The sequence below is a fragment of the Burkholderia diffusa genome, assembly GCF_001718315.1.
GTDB lineage: Bacteria > Pseudomonadota > Gammaproteobacteria > Burkholderiales > Burkholderiaceae > Burkholderia > Burkholderia diffusa_B.
Genome location: NZ_CP013363.1, coordinates 993241 through 1011419, shown reverse-complemented (window position 1 = coordinate 1011419; position 18179 = coordinate 993241). Strand labels below are relative to the sequence as shown.

Below are 18179 nucleotides of genomic sequence, written 5' to 3'. Positions count from 1 at the left end.
ACGGCATATCGTTTCCGTCGCCGCCGTTCACCCCGGTTGCGTCGATCGCGGCGCCCCTGCTACTGCGCCGCCCGAACCGCCGGCAGCATGACCGTCACGACCAGCCCGCCGCCTGCCGCATCGGCCAGCGTCACGCTGCCCTGATGCACGCGCGCGATCTCCCGCACGATCGACAGCCCGAGCCCCGTGCCTTCGACCGTCTGCGTCTTGCTGCCGCGATGGAAGCGCTCGAACACCGCGTCGCGCTCGGCTACCGGAATACCCGGCCCGTTGTCGATCACGTCGAGCCGCGCATGCTCGCCGTCGCGCGACACGTGCACCGTGATCACCGCACGGTCGCCGGAATAACGGATCGCGTTGTCGATCAGGTTGCCGATCATTTCGCCGAGCAGGTCCGGCTGACCGAGTACGTCGACGTCGGCCTCGTGCTCGAAGCCGAGATCGATGTCGCGCGCCCGCGCCACCGGCGACCAGTCGAGCGTCACGCTGCGCGCCAACCGATGCAGCGCGACCGGCTGCTGCGCGACCGCCTGGCCGCTGTCCGAATCGAGCCGCGACAGCGACAGCAGTTGCTGGACGATCTTCGCGGCCTGCCGCACCGCGCCGTTCACGCGCCGCAGATGCACGTTCACGCGCGGCTGCTCGTCCGGCCGCAGTGCCAGTTCGACGCCGGCCTGCACGGCCGCGAGCGGCGTCTTCAACTGATGGGCCGCGTCCGCGAAGAAGCGCCGCCGCGCGACCTGCATCTGCTGCGTGCGGCCGATGTACTGGTTGATCGACTCGACGAGCGGCGCGAGTTCGCTCGGCATGCCGCCGGTGTCGAGCGGCGTCGGATCGGCGTCGGTACGCGCGGCGACCTTCGCGGACAGCCGGTTCAACGGTCGCAGCCCGCGCCCCACGCCGAGCCACACGATCCCGAGCGCGAGCACGACGAGCAGGCCTTCCTGCAACAGCGAGCCCATCAGGATTTCGCGCGCGAGCGCCTGGCGTCCCTCGATCGTCTCGCCGACCATCACCCACACGATGCGCGTCTGCGCGGTCGGCACGTCGTGCACCGGCACGCGCAACGCGGCCATGCGCAACTGCTCGCCGCGATAGACGACGTTGTAGTAGCGCGTGACGAACAGCGTGCCGTCGCCCGGCGGCAGCGGCAGGTCCGGATAGCCCGTGATCGTGTGGCCGTTGTCCTCGCGGATCAGGTAGTAGATCTTGCCGCCGTCACCCGATTCGAACATCTCGAGCGCGAGATACGGCAGGTCGACCTCGATTTCACCGTCGTTGAGCCGCACGCCTTCGCGGATCGACTTCAGCGACGACGACAGCGTGCGGTCGAACGCGACGTGCGCGGCGCTCATCGCGCGCTGGTACGTGAGCCACGAGTCGAGCGCGAGCAGCCCGAGCAGCGGCAGCAGCAGCCACAGCGCGACTTGCGTGCGCAGGTTCGGACGGCGGATCATCGTGCGCCCCGCCGGGCCGCCGCAAGCGCGGCATGCGCGCCCTCGGCGCGCAGCGGGCATGCCGATCCGGAATGACGCTCCGGCGCGTGCTCCGGTCTCGTGCAGGGAAAGGGAGCGCGGGGTGGGTTCATCCGGCGGCCTTCGCTTCGAGCAGATAGCCGAGCCCGCGCAGCGTGACGATCGCGACGCCGGTGTTCTCCAGTTTCTTGCGCAGCCGATATACGTAGATCTCGATCGCGTCCGCGTTGACCGACTCGTCGAGCCCGAAGATCTTCTCCGAGAGCGTCTCCTTGTTGATCGCGCGGCCGTTGCGCAGGATCAGCACCTCCAGCACCGAGCGCTCGCGCGGCGTAAGCGGCAGCGCTTCGCCGGCGAGGTGGAAGCTGCGGTCGATACTGTCATACGAAAGCGGCCCGCATTCGACCCGCGAATGCTCGTGGCCGTGGCTGCGTCGGATCAGCGCGCGGGCGCGCGCCTCCAGTTCGGTCAGCTCGAACGGCTTCGCGAGATAGTCGTCGGCGCCGAGATCGAGGCCTTTCACGCGGTCCTCGACCGAGCCGTGCGCGGTGAGGATCAGCACCGGCACCGGATTGCGGCGCGCGCGCAACCGACGCAGCACCTCGAGCCCGTCGAGCTTCGGCAGCCCGAGATCGAGGATCACCAGCGCGTAGTCCTGCGTGCGCAGCACGTGGTCCGCCGCCTCCCCGTCCGCCATGTGATCGACCGCGAAACGCGCGGCGCTCAGCGCGTCGTTCAGCGACTGCGCCAGGTTCGGGTTGTCTTCGACGAGCAGCACACGCATGGGGACCTCGGGAAATCCATGACACAAAGGACGCTATTGTGAACCGAAATGAAAGCAGGCTGAAAGTGCCCCGCAATTAACATCCGCGTCACTCGAACAACACACACGCATCACTGGAGGAAGACATGCCGTTTGCACCGAAGCAGCTCGTCGCCGCGCTGGCGATCGTCCTGGGCGCCGCCGCCGGCGCCGCCGTCGCACAGGTTCCGGCCGGGTATCCGGGTAACTACCAAGGCGTCGTCGACGCCGCGAAGAAGGAAGGCAAGCTGATCGTCTACTCGACGACCGACACGGGCCTCGTGCGGCCGCTGATCAAGGACTTCGAAAGCCTGTACGGCGTGAAGGTCGAGTACAACGACATGAACAGCACCGAGCTGTACAACCGCTACATCAGCGAGAACGCGGCGAGCAGCACGAGTGCCGACGTGCTGTGGAGCTCGGCGATGGACCTGCAGGTCAAGCTCGTCAACGACGGCCTGATGGCATCGTACGATTCGCCCGAAAGCGCGCACGTGCCGCAATGGGCGCAATACCAGAAGCAGGCATACGGCACGACGTTCGAGCCGCTCGCGATCGTCTACAACAAGCGCCTGATTCCCGAGAACGAGGTGCCGAAGACGCGCGCCGACCTCATCAAGCTGCTCACCACGCAAGCCGACAAGTTCAAGGGCAAGGTCACGACCTACGACATCGAGAAGTCGGGTGTCGGCTTCAACTACCTGACGCAGGACGCGCACGTGAACGAGAAGGTCACGTGGGAGCTGGTGAAGGCGATCGGCGCGACCGGTCCGAAGCTGCAGTCGAGCACCGGCGCGATGATGGAGCGCATTTCGTCCGGCGAGAACCTGATCGGCTACAACATCATCGGCTCCTATGCGTACGCGAAGGCGAAGAAGGACAAGTCGATCGGCTACGTGTTTCCGAAGGACTACACACAAGTCGTGAGCCGCCTGGCCACGATCTCGAAGAAGGCGAAGAATCCGAACGCCGCGAAGCTTTGGGTCGACTACCTGCTGTCGCAGCGCGGCCAGACGCTGATCGCGAACCAGGCGAACCTGTACGCGATCCGCGCGGACGTGACGGGCGAAACGTCGGCCGCGAGTCTCACGAAGGAACTCGGCGATTCGCTGAAGCCGATCCAGATCGGCACCGGCCTGCTCGTCTATCTCGACCAGTCGAAGCGGCTTGCGTTCCTGAGGCAATGGCAGCAGGCGATCAAGCGCTGATCCGCTGATCAGCTAAACCGCTGACCACGGGCCGCCCGCCGCGCGTCGCGCGGGCGGCCCTTCCCCTTACCGACTTCCTAGAGGCGGCCATCCGGATGGCCGCAGGGGTGAACTCATGCTTTCAACCAGCACACGCGGAACGGCGCCGGCCGTCCCGCCCACCACCGGCCCGGGCAGCGCGATTCCCGCGCTGCCGGCCAACGGCCTGCAGCCGCTCGCCGGCATGCTGCGCTGGATCGTCATCGCGGTGCTCACCGTCGCGGTCGCACTGCCGCTCGGCTTCATCCTGTTCCAGAGCCTGCTGTCCGCGCCGTTCTTCGACGCGAACAAGACGCTCGGCATCGAAGGCTTCCGCTTCATCTTCACCGACCCGGACTTCTGGTCGGCCGTGAAGAACTCGTTCATCATCGCCGGCGGGATGCTGTTCATCTCGATCCCGCTCGGCGGCATTCTCGCGTTCCTGATGGTCCGCACCGACTTGCCCGGCCGCCGCTGGCTCGAACCGTTGCTGCTCACGCCGGTGTTCGTGTCGCCGATGGTGCTCGCGTTCGGCTACGTGGTCGCGGCCGGCCCGGTCGGCTTCTACTCCGTGTGGTTCAAGGAACTGTTCGGGGTGCAGAACGTGCCGTGGAACGTCTATTCGATCTTCGCGATCACGGTGATCGTCGGCCTCACGCACGTACCGCACGTGTACCTGTACTCGTCGGCCGCGCTGCGCAACCTCGGCTCGGACGTCGAGGAAGCCGCGCGCGTGACGGGCGCCCGCCCGTTCCGCGTCGCGCTCGACGTGAGCCTGCCGATGACCATGCCCGCGCTGCTGTTCGCAGGCGTGCTCGTGTTCTTCCTCGGTTTCGAGGTGTTCGGGCTACCGCTCGTGCTAGGCGATCCGGAAGGCCATCTCGTGCTCGCCACCTACCTGTACAAGCTGACCAACAAGCTCGGCGTGCCGTCGTATCACCTGATGGCCGCGGTCGCGGTGTGCATCGTCGCGATCACCTTCCCGCTCGTGCTGCTGCAGCGCCGCCTACTGAAGACCGCGAACCGCTTCGTCACGGTGAAGGGAAAGGCCGGTCGCGCGACGGTGCTGCCGCTCGGCGCATGGCGCTGGGTCGCGCTCGCGATCGTCGCGCTGTGGCTGATGCTGACGGTGATCGTGCCGATTTCCGGCATCGTGCTGCGTGCATTCGTGACGAACTGGGGCGAAGGTGTCGCGCTCGCCGAAGTGCTGACGCTGTCGAACTTCATCGAGCTGTTCGAGCAGGACAATCTCGTGCGCGCAATCATCAACACGCTCGGCATCGGCGTGATCGGCGGCGCGCTCGCGATCGGCTTCTACTCGCTCGTCGCGTTCGCCGGCCACCGACGCCACGACTGGGCGACGAAACTGCTCGACTACCTCGTGCTGCTGCCGCGCGCGGTACCCGGCCTGCTCGCCGGTCTCGCATTCCTGTGGATCTTCCTGTTCGTCCCCGGCTTGCGCGAGCTGAAGAACTCGATGTGGAGCATCTGGATCGCGTACACGGTCGTGTGGCTCGCATACGGGATGCGGCTCATTCAGAGCGCGCTGCTGCAGGTCGGCCCCGAACTCGAGGAAGCCGGCCGCAGCGTCGGCGCGACGCGCAGCCGCGTGTCGCTCGACGTGACGCTGCCGCTCGTGCGCTTCGGCCTGCTCGCCGCGTGGCTCCTGATCTTCATGATCTTCGAGCGCGAATACTCGACCGCCGTCTACCTGCTGTCGCCCGGCACCGAAGTGATCGGCGCGCTGCTCGTGTCGCTGTGGGCGACCGGCGCCGTCGACCAGGTTGCCGCGCTCTCTGTCATCAACATCGCGATGGTCGGCGCCGGTCTCGGCGTGGCCCTGCGCTTCGGAGTGAAACTTCATGGATAAGCTCATCGTCGACGACCTGCATCTCAGCTATGGCGCGAACCCGATCCTCAAGGGCGTGTCGTTCGAACTGAAGGCCGGCGAAGTCGTGTGCCTGCTCGGCGCATCGGGCAGCGGCAAGACCACGCTGCTGCGCGCGGTGGCCGGCCTCGAACAGCCGTCCGACGGACGCATCCAGCTCGACGACCGCGTGTTCTTCGACGGCGTCCGGCACGTCGACCTGCCGGTCGAACAGCGCTCCCTCGGCCTCGTGTTCCAGTCGTACGCGCTGTGGCCGCACCGCACCGTCGCCGACAACGTCGGCTATGGGCTGAAGCTGCGCCGCGTCGCGCCTGCCGAGCAGAAGCGCCGCGTGCAGACCGCACTCGACCAGCTCGGCCTCGGCCATCTCGCCGAACGCTTTCCGCATCAGCTGTCGGGCGGCCAGCAGCAGCGCGTCGCGATCGCCCGCGCGCTCGTCTACAACCCGCCGGTGATCCTGCTCGACGAGCCGCTGTCGAACCTCGATGCGAAGCTGCGCGAGGAAGCGCGTGCTTGGCTGCGCGAGCTGATCGTGTCGCTCGGGCTGTCGGCGCTGTGCGTGACGCACGACCAGACCGAAGCGATGGCGATGTCCGATCGCATCCTGCTGTTGCGCAACGGCCGCATCGAACAGGAAGGCACACCCGCCGAGCTGTATGGCGCACCGCGCTCGCTGTATACGGCCGAGTTCATGGGCAGCAACAACCGCATCGACGCGCGCGTCGCGGCCGTCGACGGCGAACGCGTGACGCTCGCCGGCGACGGCTGGGAGCTGCAGGCGCTGGCCCGCGACACGTTCGCACCGGGCCAGGACGCGCAGGCCGTGATACGCCTCGAACGCGTGCAGGTCGCCGACGGCCCGGGCGCGAACCGGCTGCAAGCCGATCTCGTCACGTCGATGTATCTCGGCGATCGCTGGGAATACCTGTTCCATTGCGGCGAGATGCGCCTGCGCGCGTTCGGCCACGTGCCGCGCGCGGCCGGCAAGCACTGGATCGAATTCCCGACCAACGACTGCTGGGCGTTCGCGAAAGCGGGCTGACCCGGGCGCGACGCACGCCGTGCGCCGCGCACGTCGAGCAAGGCAATGACACGCTGGTCCGGCGCAAGCGTTCAGCGTCCGCCGCGACCGCTTCACACCTGTTTCACCCAACCCACAATAAATCAGGAGACGTCGTCAATGAAATTTCGCGCAGCAGTCCTCACCAGCTCGGCCGCCGCGGCATGCATCGCGGCCCCTGCCGTGCACGCGCAGTCGTCGGTCACGATGTACGGGATCATGGATGCCGGCATCGAATACACGAACCATGCGGCGCCGGAGGGCGGCAGTTCCGTCAAGCTGAAGTCGGGCAACAAGAACACGTCGCGCTGGGGCTTGCGTGGCGTCGAGGATCTCGGCGGCGGGCTGAAGGCCGTGTTCCGCCTCGAAAGCGGCATCGATCTCGCGAACGGCGCGTTCGACGACGGCCCCGACTCGATCTTCGCGCGCCGCGCGACGGTCGGCCTGAAAGGCAAATGGGGCGAGCTGACGCTCGGCCGCAACTACACAGTCACGTACGACTACATGCTGCCGTTCGATCCGATGGGTTACGCGCAAAACTACTCGTGGGCGACATCGTCGATGGCAACGGGCGGCCGCAAGGACGGCATGTTTACGCGCTCGTCGAACGCGGTGCGCTACGACGGGGAATTCAGCGGCGTGAAGTTCGGTGCGATGTACGGCTTCGGCAACGTGCCGGGCAGCGTGAAGACCAGCTCGAAATACGACTTCGCGCTCGGTTACGAGACCGGCCCGTTCGCGGCGGTGCTCACGTTCGACCGGCAGAACGGCGCGGCCGACAGCGTCACGCCGGCCGATACCGTCAACTACATCCAGGGCATCCACGCGGGCTTGAGCTACGACTTCGGCAACCTGAAGACGATGGCCGGCTATCGCAACTACAAGCGCACGTTCCGCACCACGGCGGCGAACCAGTTGAGCGACACGTACTGGGTCGGCGGGTCGTACCAGTTCACGCCGGCGTTCTCGCTGATCGCCGCTGTCTATCACCAGAACGTCAAGGGCGGCAGCGATGCCGATCCGACGTTGGTGTCGATGCGCGCGAACTACGCGCTGTCGAAGCGCACGGTGCTGTACGCGGCCGGCGCGTTCGCGATCGCGAAGCATGACCAGAAGGTCGGCGTGTCGCGGGATTTCGCCGGGTATGGCACCACGCAGGTCGGGGTGACGGCAGGGATTCAGCAGCGGTTCTGATGCCCGGGCAGGCGGGCGGTCGGCCGGCCGCCCTCTGCCGCGCAACGCTCTGCTCAATGACGGCGGGCAGCCGGCGGTTGCCGCATGGTTGCCCCCCGCGCCGTCCATGGTTCGCGCCGTTTCAAGCATCGTTCCAATCGCCGCTCACTCGCCGCGCATCGTGAACACCGGACGCACCGAACTGTCCGCATCGCCCCAGTGTTCGCCAACCGCCGAAAGCGGCACGATACGCGTGGCGATCGCGAGACCCGCCGGCCGGATCGCGCCGAACACGCCACGTACCGACGCGAGCAAACGCGGCAGCGACACGCTGCCGAGCCCGCTACCCATCAGCTCGATCGCGGTGGCGCGCAGTACGGCACCGGGCAACACCACGTCCGCGCCGCCGATCGAGCCGATCTGCACGAAGCGCAGCCGGCGGCCGGCGCGGGTCGCCTTCGCGCCGGCAACCAGCAGCGCCTGCGCGCTGGCACCCCACAAATAATCGAGTACGACATCCACGCCCTCGCGGAAATGCGGTTCGAGCATCCGCGCCAGATGCGCATCGTCCTGCTGCAGCGACACGACGGCGTCCGCGCCGGCATTCAGCAACGCGTGCAGCGCGGCCGCGTTGCGGCCCGTCGCGATTACCTTGGCCGCGCCGAGATGCTTCGCGATCCGCACGGCCAGCCGCCCGGACGTGCCCGTCGCGCCGTTGACGAGCACCGTCTCGCCCGCCACGAGCCGCGCGCGTTCGGTCAGCGCCGCCCACGATGACATGCCCGGAATCGCGATCGCCGCGGCCGTGACGTCGTCGAGGTCGTCCGGCAACGGCACGCACTGCGCGTCGGGCACGATCGTGCACTCCGCCATTGCGCCGAACGGCGCCGGCGCACCGAAGAAGTACACGCGCTGACCGTCGTCGCCGTACCCGACACCGTCCACGCCGGCGACGAACGGATAACCTGCGCCAGCCGAATAATGCGTGCCCGCCGCGCGCCCCTGAGCGAGTCGGCTCAGCGCGGATGCCGTCACCTGGATCACCCGATGGCCGGCCGTCGCGCGCGGCGCGTCGAACGTCAGGTATGCGGGACGCTCGCCAACGCCCGTCACGACTGCTGCTTTCATGTCGACTTCCTCGAATGGACAGCCCGCGCCCCTTGCCCTGCGTCGATCCATGCGCGCAGCGCCGGGTCGCGCACCTCAAGCACTTCAAACAATCCGATCGCGCGCAACGCGGGCAATGCCTCGATGACGTCGGCTTCGGCCGTCGCGTGCTCGGCGGGCGATGCGCCCGGATCGGTCAGCACGCGCGCATTGACGAGGAACGCGCCCACGGTTCCCTTGCGGATCGTCGTTGCGCCGGCCTCGATCCGGTCGGCATGGTCGGGAAGAATCTGTTCGGCTCGCATGGCCTCGCACTCCGGTTGACATCGATGCACGCAGTGTAGGCGTGCGGTTGCGGCCGATCTCCGGTATAACGGCCATTCGATACCGATATCCGGCCATGTCCGATCCGCTCCTGCCCGACCGATTCGTCACGTCCGACGACGGCCCGTTCGTCGTCGCCGCCGTCCTGTCCCAACGCGATCCGCGCGTGACGCCGTCGCATGCGCACGCGCGCGGCCAACTCGTGGGTGCGTCGAGCGGATTGCTGACGATCGGCCTCGACGACCAGGACTGGGTCGTGCCGGCGATCCATGCGATCTGGATTCCGCCGCATTGCCGGCATTCGCTACGCTCGTTCGGGCCGATTTCCGGCTGGTCGGCGTTCGTCGCCGAAGCGCGGTGCGCGGTGTTGCCAGGGACGCCCCGCGCAATCCGCGCATCGCCGCTGCTGCGCGAAGCCGTGCTGCGTGCGGCAAGCTGGGGCGATACCGCGTTGACGGCCGCGCAAACGCGAATCGCCGACGTGATTCTCGATGAAATCGCGGCATCGGAGCCCGAAGCGCTTGGGCTGGTGCGGCCGCAGGATCCGCGGCTCATGAAGATCACGGATGCGCTCGCCGCGGATCTGGCGGACAACCGGCGGCTGGAGGAATGGGCCGAATGGGCCGGTATCGGCGCACGAACGATGAGCCGCCGCTTCGTTGCGGAAACCGGGCTGACGTTCGCGCAGTGGCGTCAGCAGGCACGGCTGCTGCGGGCGCTGGAGAGAATCGCCGACGGCGTGCCGGTGACGACGATCGCACTCGATCTCGGATACGACAACGTCAGCGCGTTCATCGACATGTTCCGGCGTGCGCTGGGGACGACGCCGGGAAGATACATGCACGCGGAACCGCACGCAGCGGGATAGGCGCGGCGATGCTCACGCATGACTCCGCATGACGGCAAGCGAGCGCTCGCCGCGCCGCAAACCGCTTCGCGCCGCCACGTCGCTCAATACGTCCCGTCCCCCGCCCTCGCCGCGTCGCGCTTCCCGTTGAACCGTGCCGCCAGCCGCTCCGCGCTTCGCGCCAGCAGCGTCGTATCGACGCCCACCGCGACGAACAACGCGCCGGCGTCCAGATACCGCTGCGCCGCCGCCTCATCGGCACTGAGAATGCCCGGCGCCTTCCCGGCCGCCTTGATCGCCCGGATCGCGCCGTCGATCGCCGCCTGCACGTCCGGGTGCCCGGGATTGCCGAGATGTCCGAGGTCGGCCGCGAGATCGGCCGGCCCGATGAACACGCCGTCGACGCCATCGACTCGCGCAATCGCGTCAATCGCATCGAGCCCGGCGCGTGTCTCGACCTGCACGAGCACCGCCATCTCGTCGTTCGCACGGTGCAGGTAGTCGCCAACCCGATTCCACCGCGACGCACGCGCCAACGCACTGCCGACCCCGCGAATCCCGTGCGGCGGATAACGCGTCGCGGCCACCGCGGCGCGCGCCTCGTCGGCGCTCTGCACCATCGGCACGAGCAGTGTCTGTGCGCCGAGATCGAGCACCTGCTTGACGATCACCGGATCGTTCCATGGCACGCGCACGACCGGATGCGACGGATACGGCGCGATCGCCTGCAGCTGCGCGAGTATGGTCGGCACCGTGTTCGGCGCATGTTCGCCGTCGATCAGCAGCCAGTCGAAACCGGCGCCCGCGACCACTTCGGCGCTGTACGGACTCGCGAGCCCGAGCCACAGCCCGACCTGCGCATCGCCGCGCGCGAGCGCGGCCTTGAAGACATTCGGCGGAATCCGCATCGTTCGCTCACCTCATTCGAAATGACACTGGATCGTCCCGAGCGGACCGTAGTCGACGCTGAACGTGTCGCCCGCACGCGCCGCGCACGGCCGCGTAAACGATCCGCCGAGCACGATCTGCCCCGGTTCCAGCGCGACGTCGAAGCGCGACAGCCGATTGGCGAGCCACGCGACGCCATTGGCAGGATGGTTCAGCACCCCCGCCGCGACGCCCGTTTCCTCGACCACACCGTTGCGCGACATGATCGCCGCGACCCAGCGCAGGTCGACATCCTGCGGCCGCACCGGCCGCCCGCCGATCACGACGCCCGCGTTCGCCGCGTTGTCGGCGATCGTGTCGAACACCTTGCGCGGCCGCTTCGTATCGGGGTCGATCGACTGGCTGCGCGCATCGATGATCTCGAGCGCGGGCACTACGTAGTCCACAGCGTCGTACACGTCGAAGATCGTGCAATTCGGGCCCGTGAGCCGCTTGCCGAGCACGAACGCGAGTTCGACTTCCACACGCGGCACGATGAAGCGCCCGGTCGGAATCGTGCCGCCGTCGTCGAAAAACATGTCGTCGAGCAGCGCGCCGTAATCGGGCTCGTCGATCTGCGACGTGTTCTGCATCGCCTTCGACGTGAGACCGATCTTGTGCCCCTTGAGCGTGCGGCCTTCTGCGAGCTTGAGGGTGATCCACGCGCGCTGGATTGCGTACGCGTCGTCGATCGTGATGTCGGGATGGTCGAGCGAGATCTGGCGGATCTGCTTGCGCTCGCGCTCCGCGTCGTGCAGACGCCGCGCGAGCTGGTCGATGATGGCAGGTTCGAGCATGATCGGATGGGAATGGGGTTCAGCCGGCCCGCTTGTAGCGGGCGTGAATGTTGTTGTGCTTGTACGAGCCGCTTTCACTGAACTCGGTCAGCTCCATCGACAACGCCAGGTAACGCTTCGCGTACAGCTCGGCGAAATGGGCCTTGATTGCGTCGAACAGCGCGTCGCACGCGGCCTTCTTCGTCTCGTCGCTGCGGCCCGCGCCGATCTTCAGCGTCACGTGGACGAACGCGTCGTCTTCGGTGCCGTCGGCGACGCAGTAATCCTGCAGCTCGATCGCGCGCGAGCGGATGCCGCCCGTCGGAAACACGCCGCCCTGCGCGATCAACGTCGCGTTGATCGTGCGCAGCAGCGCGGGAATGCGCGCGTCGTCGCGGATGTTCGCGGTGTATTCGACGACGATGTGTGGCATGGCAACGCTCCGGATAGATGATGCGGCGCTCACGCGAGCGGGAAGAGGGCGTTGATCTGCCCGGTGCCCGAACTCGCGAAATAGTCGGTGACGATCTCGACCGGCTTGTCGTATCGATCCCAGCCGAGCAGGCCGAGCAACATCGCCGTGTCATGCATGCCGCCTTCGCCGTGGCAATGCGTGTTGTACTCGGGCAGCATCGCGCAGAAGGTTCTGAAGTCGCCCTGCTTCCACAGCTCGACCACGCGCAGGTCGACCTGCCGGAAGAATTCGCGGCTGATCTGGTGGATCGACTCCTCGGGGCTGCCGTTGTCGTTGAAGCGGTGCGACAGCGAACCGCTCGCGAGGAACGCGACGTTCGAATCGCTGTTGCCGATCGCCTCGAGCAGCGCCTCGCCGAAGCGCCGGCTTTCGTCGAGCGTGTGCCACATGCACCAGCCCGCGATCGACACGACCTTGAAGTGCTGGTCGCCGTTCATGTAGCGCATGGGCACGAGCGTGCCGTATTCGAGTTCGAGGCTGTCGATTTCGTGTGCGCGCGTCGCGATGCCGCGCGCGCTGGCCGTCTCGGCAATCAGGCGGCCGAGTGCCGGGTTGCCCGGATACGCGTACTGCATGTCGCGGATGAAATGCGGCAGTTCGTTGCTGGTGTACGTGCCCGCGAATCGTGCATTGCAGTTCACGTGATAGCCGGCGTTGACGAGCCAGTGCACATCCGACACGACGATCGTGTCGACGCCCAGGGCGCGGCAGCGCTCGCCGATCAACCGATGGCCGCGGATCGCCGCTTCGCGGCAGCCATGATGCCTGCCGGGCAACTCCGACAGGTACATCGACGGCACGTGCGTGATCTTCGCGGCGAGGGACAGTTTGCCCATCGTTAAGTCTCCGTATCGTTCTGGCGTTCCGGCCGCGTTCCTGCGGCGAAACGACCCGCGCCCGTTACACGCCCCAGCGGGGAATGTGATGCGAACCCATCGAGACGCACACGTTCTTGATTTCCGCGAACACCTCGAAGCTGTACTCGCCGCCCTCGCGCCCGGTGCCCGACTCCTTCACGCCACCGAACGGCTGGCGCAGGTCGCGCACGTTCTGGCTGTTCACGAACACCATCCCGGCCTCGATGCCGCGCGCGAGGCGATGCACCTTGCCGACGTCCTGCGTCCAGATGTACGACGCGAGCCCGTACGACGTGTCGTTCGCAAGTCGCAACCCTTCTTCCTCGTTCTCGAACGGGATCAGGCACGCGACCGGCCCGAAAATTTCCTCTTGCGCGATGCGCATCCGGTTGTCGACGTCCGCGAACACGGTCGGGCGCACGAAGTTGCCGTTGCGCAGATGATCGGCGAGACCGGCCGGCTTGTCCGCGCCGCCTGCCATCAAGCGCGCGCCTTCCTGCTCGCCGATCCGGATATAGCCGGTCACCTTCTCCCAGTGCTGGCGCGTGATCATCGCGCCGAGCTGCGTCGCCGGATCGGACGGGTCGCCGACCACCAGGTTGTTCGCGCGGCGCGCGAACTCCTGCACGAAGCGGTCGTAGATCGTGCGCTGCACGAAGATCCGCGAGCCCGCGGTGCATCGCTCGCCGTTGATCGAGAAGATCGTGAACAGCGACGCGTCGAGTGCTCGGTCGAAGTCCGCATCGTCGAAAACCAGCACCGGCGACTTGCCGCCAAGCTCCATCGAATACTTCTTCAGGCCCGCGCGTTCCATGATCCGCTTGCCCGTGACCGTGCCGCCCGTAAACGACACCGCGCGCACGTCCGGATGGCGCACCAGCGCGTCGCCGGCGGTCGCGCCGTAGCCCTGCACCACGTTCAGCACACCTGGCGGAATGCCGGCCTCGAGCGCGAGCCGGCCAAGCTGGTCGGCCGTCAGCGGCGACAGCTCCGACATCTTCAGCACGGCCGTGTTGCCGAGCGCGAGGCACGGCGCCGTCTTCCACGTCGCGGTCATGAACGGCACGTTCCACGGCGACACCAGCGCGCACACGCCGACCGGCTGGTACAGCGTGTAGTTCAGCATCTGATCGTCGACCGGATACGTGCGGCCGTTCATCTGCACGCACACTTCAGCGAAAAAGTTGAAGTTCTCGGACGCGCGCGGAATCAGGTGCTTGCTCGTCTGCGCGATCGGCAGGCCCGTGTCCTGCGTCTCGAGCGCGGCGAGCATCGGCACGTTCTTCTCGATCAGCTCGCCGAGCTTGCGCATCAGCTTCGCGCGCTCCTTCGCGGGCGTGTTCGCCCATTTCGGGAACGCTTCCTTCGCCGCGCGCACGGCCGCGTCGACCTCTGCCTCACCGCCCGACGCGACGTCGGTGATCACGTCGCCCGTCGCGGGATTCAGTGTCGTGAAGGTCTCGCGGCTTTCGACTTCGCGGCCGTCGATCCAGTGCTTGATGGTCATGTACTCTCCTTGGGCGACGGGATCAGCCGGCGCGATAGTAGTCTGCTTCGCCGACGATCGTGTTCACGAGCCGGCCGATTCCTTCGATTTCGGTCACGACCTCGTCGCCCGGCTTCGTGTCGGCCAGCCCTTCCGGCGTACCGGTCAGGATCAGGTCGCCCGGCGAGAGCGTCATGAAACCGCTGATGTGCTCGATCAACGCGGGTACGTCGAAGATCATGTCGCGCGTGCTGCCGCGCTGCGTCTCCCGGCCGTTCACCGTCGTGCGCAGCATGAGGTCGCCGGCATCGCCGATCTCGTCGCGGCCGACGAACCACGGACCGAGCGGCGTGCAGGTGTCGCGGTTCTTCACGCGCAGGTTCGGCCGGTAGTAGTTTTCGAGGTAATCGCGGATCGCGTAGTCGTTCGCGACCGTGTAGCCGGCGACGTAGTCGATCGCCTGCGCGCGGCTCACATTGCGCGCCGGGCGGCCGATCACGACGGCCAGCTCGCACTCGTAATGCATGTGTGTCGCGTCCGCCGGGCGCACGGTGTGCGACCGATGGCCGATGAACGTGTTCGGCCCCTTCAGGAAAATCAGCGGCTCGCTCGGTGCGTTGAACGCGAGTTCCTTCGCATGGTCCGCGTAGTTGAGGCCCAGCGCGAATGTCGTGCGCGGCGCGACGGGCGGCAGCCACATCACCGCGTCTTCGGCGAGCACGCGCCCCGTGTCGAGGCGGATCGCGCCGTCGCCGGCCGGTTCGGCCGCATGCAGTGCGCCGTTGTAGATCACGCGCGCCGTCTTCATCGTGCTTCCTCCGCGATCAGCGTATGCCGCAACGTGCCGATGCCGGCAGCGGTAATCTCGACCACGCTTCCCGCGCGGGCAAGCGGTGCGCCACCCGCGACGCCGAGCAGCAGCACGTCGCCCGCGGCGAACGACATGAACGCCGTCACGTCGGCGATCAGCTCGCGCACCGGGCGGATCAGCGTGGCGGTCGATGCGGACATCGCGGTGCTGCCGTCGATCCGCACCGTCAGGCTGATCGCGTCGATGTCGCCGAGCGCGGCGGCCGGCACGATTGCCGGCCCCAGCGGGCAGAAACCGTCGCGACATTTGAAGCGCACCGCCGGACGGTAGTAGTCGGGATGCGGGACCGACACGTCGCTGGCAAGCGTGAAGCCATGCACGTAGTCGAGCGCCCGCGCGGCCGGCACGCGCGTCGCGCGCCGCGAGAAGACGACGGCCACCGACGCGCCGATCTCCAGCGCATCGATGCCCGCCGGCACCACGACGGCCGCGCCGTCGGCCACATGCGTGTTGGCCGGTTTGATGTAAAGGATCGGGGCCTGCGGCGGGCGGCCGTAAGGCGGCGCATGCACGGCGTCGCCAAGCGCGGCGAGCGCAGCACGCTCGTTGAGCAGCGCACCGTAGACGGTCCCGATGGCGATCGGCAGCGGCGGCGCCGCGGCGGTCCTGCAAGACAGCTCCATGCGTGATTCCCCTGCCGCGCGTCGCGGCGCACCGTTAATACTTAACATCTTAAGTAAACAATCGAACGCTCGCAACCTCGATTACCCTGATACACGAAATTCGTCACCATCGGCTGTTAAGATTGATGCGTCCCCGTCCTCTGCACCTCTACCCCACCCGATGAACCGTACGCTCGACCATCGCAACCTGGCCATGCTGCTGCTCGAGGCCCGCGAAACGCTGATGGGCCTGTTCCGCCCCATTCTCAAGGAATTCGCGCTGACCGAACAGCAATGGCGGATCATCCGCGTGCTCGACGGCGAGCCGGCGCACGCGCTCGAGGCGGGTCAGATCGCGCGCCGCTGCTGCATCCTGAGCCCGAGTCTCACGGGCGTGCTGGAACGGATGGAGCGCGACGGTCTGATTACGCGCACGCGCGCGCAGGAAGATCAGCGCCGGCTGCTGGTGAGCCTGACGCCGCAAAGCAGAAAGCTGGTGACCGAAATCGGTCCGCGCATCGACGAGCAGTATCGTCAGCTCGAAGCGCGGTTCGGCGAGGATGGCCTGGACGACATCTACCGAGCGCTCGACCGGCTGATCGAACTCGGCAGCGCATCGTAGGGCCTGCCGCCGCCGGACCTCCCCGGCAGCGGCGAACCGGCCCAGGGAACCGGCAGGCCCGGAATCGCGCCGGCCGTCAGTGCAGCGCGCCGCGCATCAGTTCCGTCACCGCGACGCCGCGCGACGTGCGCATGCATTCCTCGACGTAGTCGATGAACGGCAGCGGCTCGAAATCGATTTCGTCGCGCACGCGACGGTTGTCGAATACGCGATCGACCATCGCGAACTCCGCACAACGCTGCAACGCCCGGCCGATCACGCGTTCGAGCGCCGGATCCGACCGCCCGAGCACGTCGCGCACCACGAGCGGCAGTTCGGCCGGCGCACAGGCCGCGTAGCGCGGCGCGCCCGTCATGCCAGCCGCCTCGTCCATCGCGCGCACGATCTGCGCGACCTGCGGCGCGTCGTCGCCGGCCGACACGTGGTACACGTCGTGCATCAGCGTCGGCTTCACGGCCAGCAGCATCGTCGCGCGCGCGACGTCGTCGACCGACACGATGTCGATGCGCGTCATCGGCCGTGCGGTGAAGCGCCGCGCCGCATGTGCAACGCGGAACATCCAGAACGAATTCGGTGCGGGCCGCGTGCCGAGCACCGTATGGCCGACGACGTGCGACGGACGCACGACGACGAGCGGCAGGCCGAGCGCGCGCAGACGCTGCTCCGTTTCCGCCTTCGCTTGCAAGTAGTCCGCCGCGAGCACCGCACCGTGCAACCCGTCGTCGCCGTGCGCCGCGTCGCTCGCCGACGCGCCGGCCGTCGCCTCGTACACGACCCCGCCGCGGCCCGCGTGCGCGTAGGCGGTGCCGACGTACACGAAACGCTGCAGCTGCGGCGCATGCGCGAACCGCTCGGCAAAGCGCAACGAATCGGCGATATCCGCCTGCAGATGCGCGCCGTCGGCCGGCGACGCATGGCCCGCGCAATGAATCACGTGCGTCGCGCCCGCGAGACGCGATGCGTCGTAGCCCTGCCACACGTCGCCGAGCGCGCCGACGGCGACGTTCGCGTCGCCGAGACGCGATGCCCAGTACGGCGCGAGCCCCGCGCGCAACGCCGCTTCACGCAAACGCGCGACCGCGTGGCCGCGATTCTCCGCACGCACGACACATACGATGCGCTCGAGCAGCCCCGCATTGACGAGCGCCGTCAGCACGGTACTGCCGATGAAGCCGGTGGCGCCGGTGAGCACCAGCCGCCCGACGTTGGCCGCTGCGACCGGTGCGCTGGCGGGCGACACGAGGCTCGTGCGCCAGTTGAGCGACAGCGCGGTTTTCCAGATCAGCACGATAGTCTCCTTCGAAGAATCGGCCGGACGGCGCGGCCGCCCCGGATCGCGGAGCGGCGCACGGCTGTCGACCGGGCCGGGGTCGACGCGCGCCCCGGCAATCCCGATCGGGGCCGCGCCCCCGCGATCGCGTCGATCGCGTCTCTGGCACGAGGCGGCGGCGGCCCGCCATGGACGGGCGTCCACGGCACAGGATCGGGAAAATCCAAGTGTGGGGCTCGATCGCTCGCAAGTCTGTCCTGAAAGTTTCGTGAAAGTGTGAGGATTTGTACGCGAATGTCGGAGTGTGTCGTGGGGGACGGGCGGTCAAATCGTTGAAACGTCGGGTCGGCAGTATTCAGAGGCTTCCGTCGCTGGACGGCCGATGCGCGTC

At 67.5% G+C, this 18179-nt stretch carries 18 protein-coding genes; 6 read left to right on the top strand and 12 right to left on the bottom strand.

All coding sequences use genetic code 11. The annotated features are described in order from the left end of the window. Positions 1–59 precede the first annotated feature (59 nt). Complete coding sequence (locus WI26_RS19910; protein WP_420480793.1) at positions 60–1457, bottom strand: sensor histidine kinase N-terminal domain-containing protein; 1398 nt, start codon at positions 1455–1457, stop codon at positions 60–62. Between the two features lie 127 nt (positions 1458–1584). Then, positions 1585–2259, bottom strand: coding sequence for a response regulator (locus tag WI26_RS19905; protein WP_059466189.1), 675 nt, complete (start codon positions 2257–2259; stop codon positions 1585–1587). A 125-nt stretch (positions 2260–2384) separates the two neighbouring features. Between WI26_RS19905 and WI26_RS19900 the strand changes: the two genes are divergently transcribed. From WI26_RS19900 to WI26_RS19885, 4 genes are all read left to right on the top strand, one after another. Then, entirely contained in the window at positions 2385–3485 is a 1101-nt protein-coding gene (locus tag WI26_RS19900) for an ABC transporter substrate-binding protein (protein ID WP_069226923.1), read from the top strand. Positions 3486–3600: 115 nt separating this feature from the next. Further along, on the top strand, positions 3601–5373 hold the full coding sequence (locus WI26_RS19895; protein ID WP_069226922.1) for an ABC transporter permease: 1773 nt from the start codon (positions 3601–3603) through the stop codon (positions 5371–5373). Continuing rightward, positions 5366–6433 (top strand): ABC transporter ATP-binding protein, encoded by a 1068-nt coding sequence (locus WI26_RS19890; RefSeq protein WP_069226921.1) that lies wholly within the window; start codon positions 5366–5368, stop codon positions 6431–6433. The genes WI26_RS19895 and WI26_RS19890 overlap by 8 nt, the downstream gene beginning before the upstream one ends. 138 nt (positions 6434–6571) lie before the next feature. Continuing rightward, positions 6572–7645 carry a porin gene (locus WI26_RS19885; RefSeq protein ID WP_059510290.1) on the top strand — a complete coding sequence of 358 codons (1074 nt, stop codon included), beginning with the start codon at positions 6572–6574 and terminating at the stop codon, positions 7643–7645. A gap of 144 nt (positions 7646–7789) precedes the next feature. Here the strand turns inward: WI26_RS19885 and WI26_RS19880 are convergent, their stop codons facing one another. After that, positions 7790–8752 (bottom strand): quinone oxidoreductase family protein, encoded by a 963-nt coding sequence (locus tag WI26_RS19880; RefSeq protein ID WP_069226920.1) that lies wholly within the window; start codon positions 8750–8752, stop codon positions 7790–7792. Continuing rightward, a complete protein-coding gene (locus WI26_RS19875) occupies positions 8749–9036 on the bottom strand; it encodes a hypothetical protein (protein WP_069226919.1) in 288 nt (95 codons plus the stop codon). The genes WI26_RS19880 and WI26_RS19875 overlap by 4 nt, the downstream gene beginning before the upstream one ends. Before the next feature lie 95 nt (positions 9037–9131). Between WI26_RS19875 and WI26_RS19870 the strand changes: the two genes are divergently transcribed. Continuing rightward, positions 9132–9923, top strand: coding sequence for an AraC family transcriptional regulator (locus WI26_RS19870; protein WP_069226918.1), 792 nt, complete (start codon positions 9132–9134; stop codon positions 9921–9923). 83 nt (positions 9924–10006) lie between these two features. On the opposite strand, the gene hpaI is transcribed toward WI26_RS19870, so the two are convergent. From hpaI to WI26_RS19835, 7 genes are all read right to left on the bottom strand, one after another. Continuing rightward, a complete protein-coding gene (hpaI, locus tag WI26_RS19865) occupies positions 10007–10810 on the bottom strand; it encodes a 4-hydroxy-2-oxoheptanedioate aldolase (RefSeq protein WP_069226917.1) in 804 nt (267 codons plus the stop codon). A 12-nt stretch (positions 10811–10822) separates the two neighbouring features. Next, positions 10823–11626 carry a 2-oxo-hept-4-ene-1,7-dioate hydratase gene (hpaH, locus tag WI26_RS19860; protein ID WP_069226916.1) on the bottom strand — a complete coding sequence of 268 codons (804 nt, stop codon included), beginning with the start codon at positions 11624–11626 and terminating at the stop codon, positions 10823–10825. A 19-nt stretch (positions 11627–11645) separates the two neighbouring features. Continuing rightward, positions 11646–12038, bottom strand: coding sequence for a 5-carboxymethyl-2-hydroxymuconate Delta-isomerase (locus WI26_RS19855; protein WP_060188861.1), 393 nt, complete (start codon positions 12036–12038; stop codon positions 11646–11648). Positions 12039–12067: 29 nt separating this feature from the next. After that, complete coding sequence (gene hpaD / locus WI26_RS19850) at positions 12068–12916, bottom strand: 3,4-dihydroxyphenylacetate 2,3-dioxygenase (RefSeq protein ID WP_069226915.1); 849 nt, start codon at positions 12914–12916, stop codon at positions 12068–12070. A gap of 64 nt (positions 12917–12980) precedes the next feature. After that, positions 12981–14444 (bottom strand): 5-carboxymethyl-2-hydroxymuconate semialdehyde dehydrogenase, encoded by a 1464-nt coding sequence (hpaE, locus tag WI26_RS19845; RefSeq protein ID WP_069226914.1) that lies wholly within the window; start codon positions 14442–14444, stop codon positions 12981–12983. Between the two features lie 22 nt (positions 14445–14466). Further along, positions 14467–15231, bottom strand: coding sequence for a fumarylacetoacetate hydrolase family protein (locus WI26_RS19840; RefSeq protein WP_069226913.1), 765 nt, complete (start codon positions 15229–15231; stop codon positions 14467–14469). After that, complete coding sequence (locus WI26_RS19835; protein ID WP_069226912.1) at positions 15228–15917, bottom strand: fumarylacetoacetate hydrolase family protein; 690 nt, start codon at positions 15915–15917, stop codon at positions 15228–15230. Before WI26_RS19835 ends, WI26_RS19840 begins: the two co-directional genes overlap by 4 nt. Positions 15918–16077: 160 nt before the next feature. Between WI26_RS19835 and hpaR the strand changes: the two genes are divergently transcribed. Next, entirely contained in the window at positions 16078–16518 is a 441-nt protein-coding gene (hpaR, locus tag WI26_RS19830) for a homoprotocatechuate degradation operon regulator HpaR (protein ID WP_059466204.1), read from the top strand. Positions 16519–16594: 76 nt separating this feature from the next. Here the strand turns inward: hpaR and WI26_RS19825 are convergent, their stop codons facing one another. After that, positions 16595–17806, bottom strand: a complete 1212-nt coding sequence (locus tag WI26_RS19825) for an SDR family oxidoreductase (protein ID WP_069226911.1) — start codon at positions 17804–17806, stop codon at positions 16595–16597. Positions 17807–18179: the final 373 nt, after the last annotated feature.

Excerpts from the sequence above, each read along its gene's own strand:
- WI26_RS19910 (WP_420480793.1), bottom strand. The coding sequence starts at position 1,457 with ATGATCCGCCGTCCGAACCTGCGCACGCAAGTCGCGCTGTGGCTGCTG.
- WI26_RS19905 (WP_059466189.1), bottom strand. The coding sequence starts at position 2,259 with ATGCGTGTGCTGCTCGTCGAAGACAACCCGAACCTGGCGCAGTCGCTG.
- WI26_RS19900 (WP_069226923.1), top strand. The coding sequence starts at position 2,385 with ATGCCGTTTGCACCGAAGCAGCTCGTCGCCGCGCTGGCGATCGTCCTG.
- WI26_RS19895 (WP_069226922.1), top strand. The coding sequence starts at position 3,601 with ATGCTTTCAACCAGCACACGCGGAACGGCGCCGGCCGTCCCGCCCACC.
- WI26_RS19890 (WP_069226921.1), top strand. The coding sequence starts at position 5,366 with ATGGATAAGCTCATCGTCGACGACCTGCATCTCAGCTATGGCGCGAAC.
- WI26_RS19885 (WP_059510290.1), top strand. The coding sequence starts at position 6,572 with ATGAAATTTCGCGCAGCAGTCCTCACCAGCTCGGCCGCCGCGGCATGC.
- WI26_RS19880 (WP_069226920.1), bottom strand. The coding sequence starts at position 8,752 with ATGAAAGCAGCAGTCGTGACGGGCGTTGGCGAGCGTCCCGCATACCTG.
- WI26_RS19875 (WP_069226919.1), bottom strand. The coding sequence starts at position 9,036 with ATGCGAGCCGAACAGATTCTTCCCGACCATGCCGACCGGATCGAGGCC.
- WI26_RS19870 (WP_069226918.1), top strand. The coding sequence starts at position 9,132 with ATGTCCGATCCGCTCCTGCCCGACCGATTCGTCACGTCCGACGACGGC.
- hpaI (WP_069226917.1), bottom strand. The coding sequence starts at position 10,810 with ATGCGGATTCCGCCGAATGTCTTCAAGGCCGCGCTCGCGCGCGGCGAT.
- hpaH (WP_069226916.1), bottom strand. The coding sequence starts at position 11,626 with ATGCTCGAACCTGCCATCATCGACCAGCTCGCGCGGCGTCTGCACGAC.
- WI26_RS19855 (WP_060188861.1), bottom strand. The coding sequence starts at position 12,038 with ATGCCACACATCGTCGTCGAATACACCGCGAACATCCGCGACGACGCG.
- hpaD (WP_069226915.1), bottom strand. The coding sequence starts at position 12,916 with ATGGGCAAACTGTCCCTCGCCGCGAAGATCACGCACGTGCCGTCGATG.
- hpaE (WP_069226914.1), bottom strand. The coding sequence starts at position 14,444 with ATGACCATCAAGCACTGGATCGACGGCCGCGAAGTCGAAAGCCGCGAG.
- WI26_RS19840 (WP_069226913.1), bottom strand. The coding sequence starts at position 15,231 with ATGAAGACGGCGCGCGTGATCTACAACGGCGCACTGCATGCGGCCGAA.
- WI26_RS19835 (WP_069226912.1), bottom strand. The coding sequence starts at position 15,917 with ATGGAGCTGTCTTGCAGGACCGCCGCGGCGCCGCCGCTGCCGATCGCC.
- hpaR (WP_059466204.1), top strand. The coding sequence starts at position 16,078 with ATGAACCGTACGCTCGACCATCGCAACCTGGCCATGCTGCTGCTCGAG.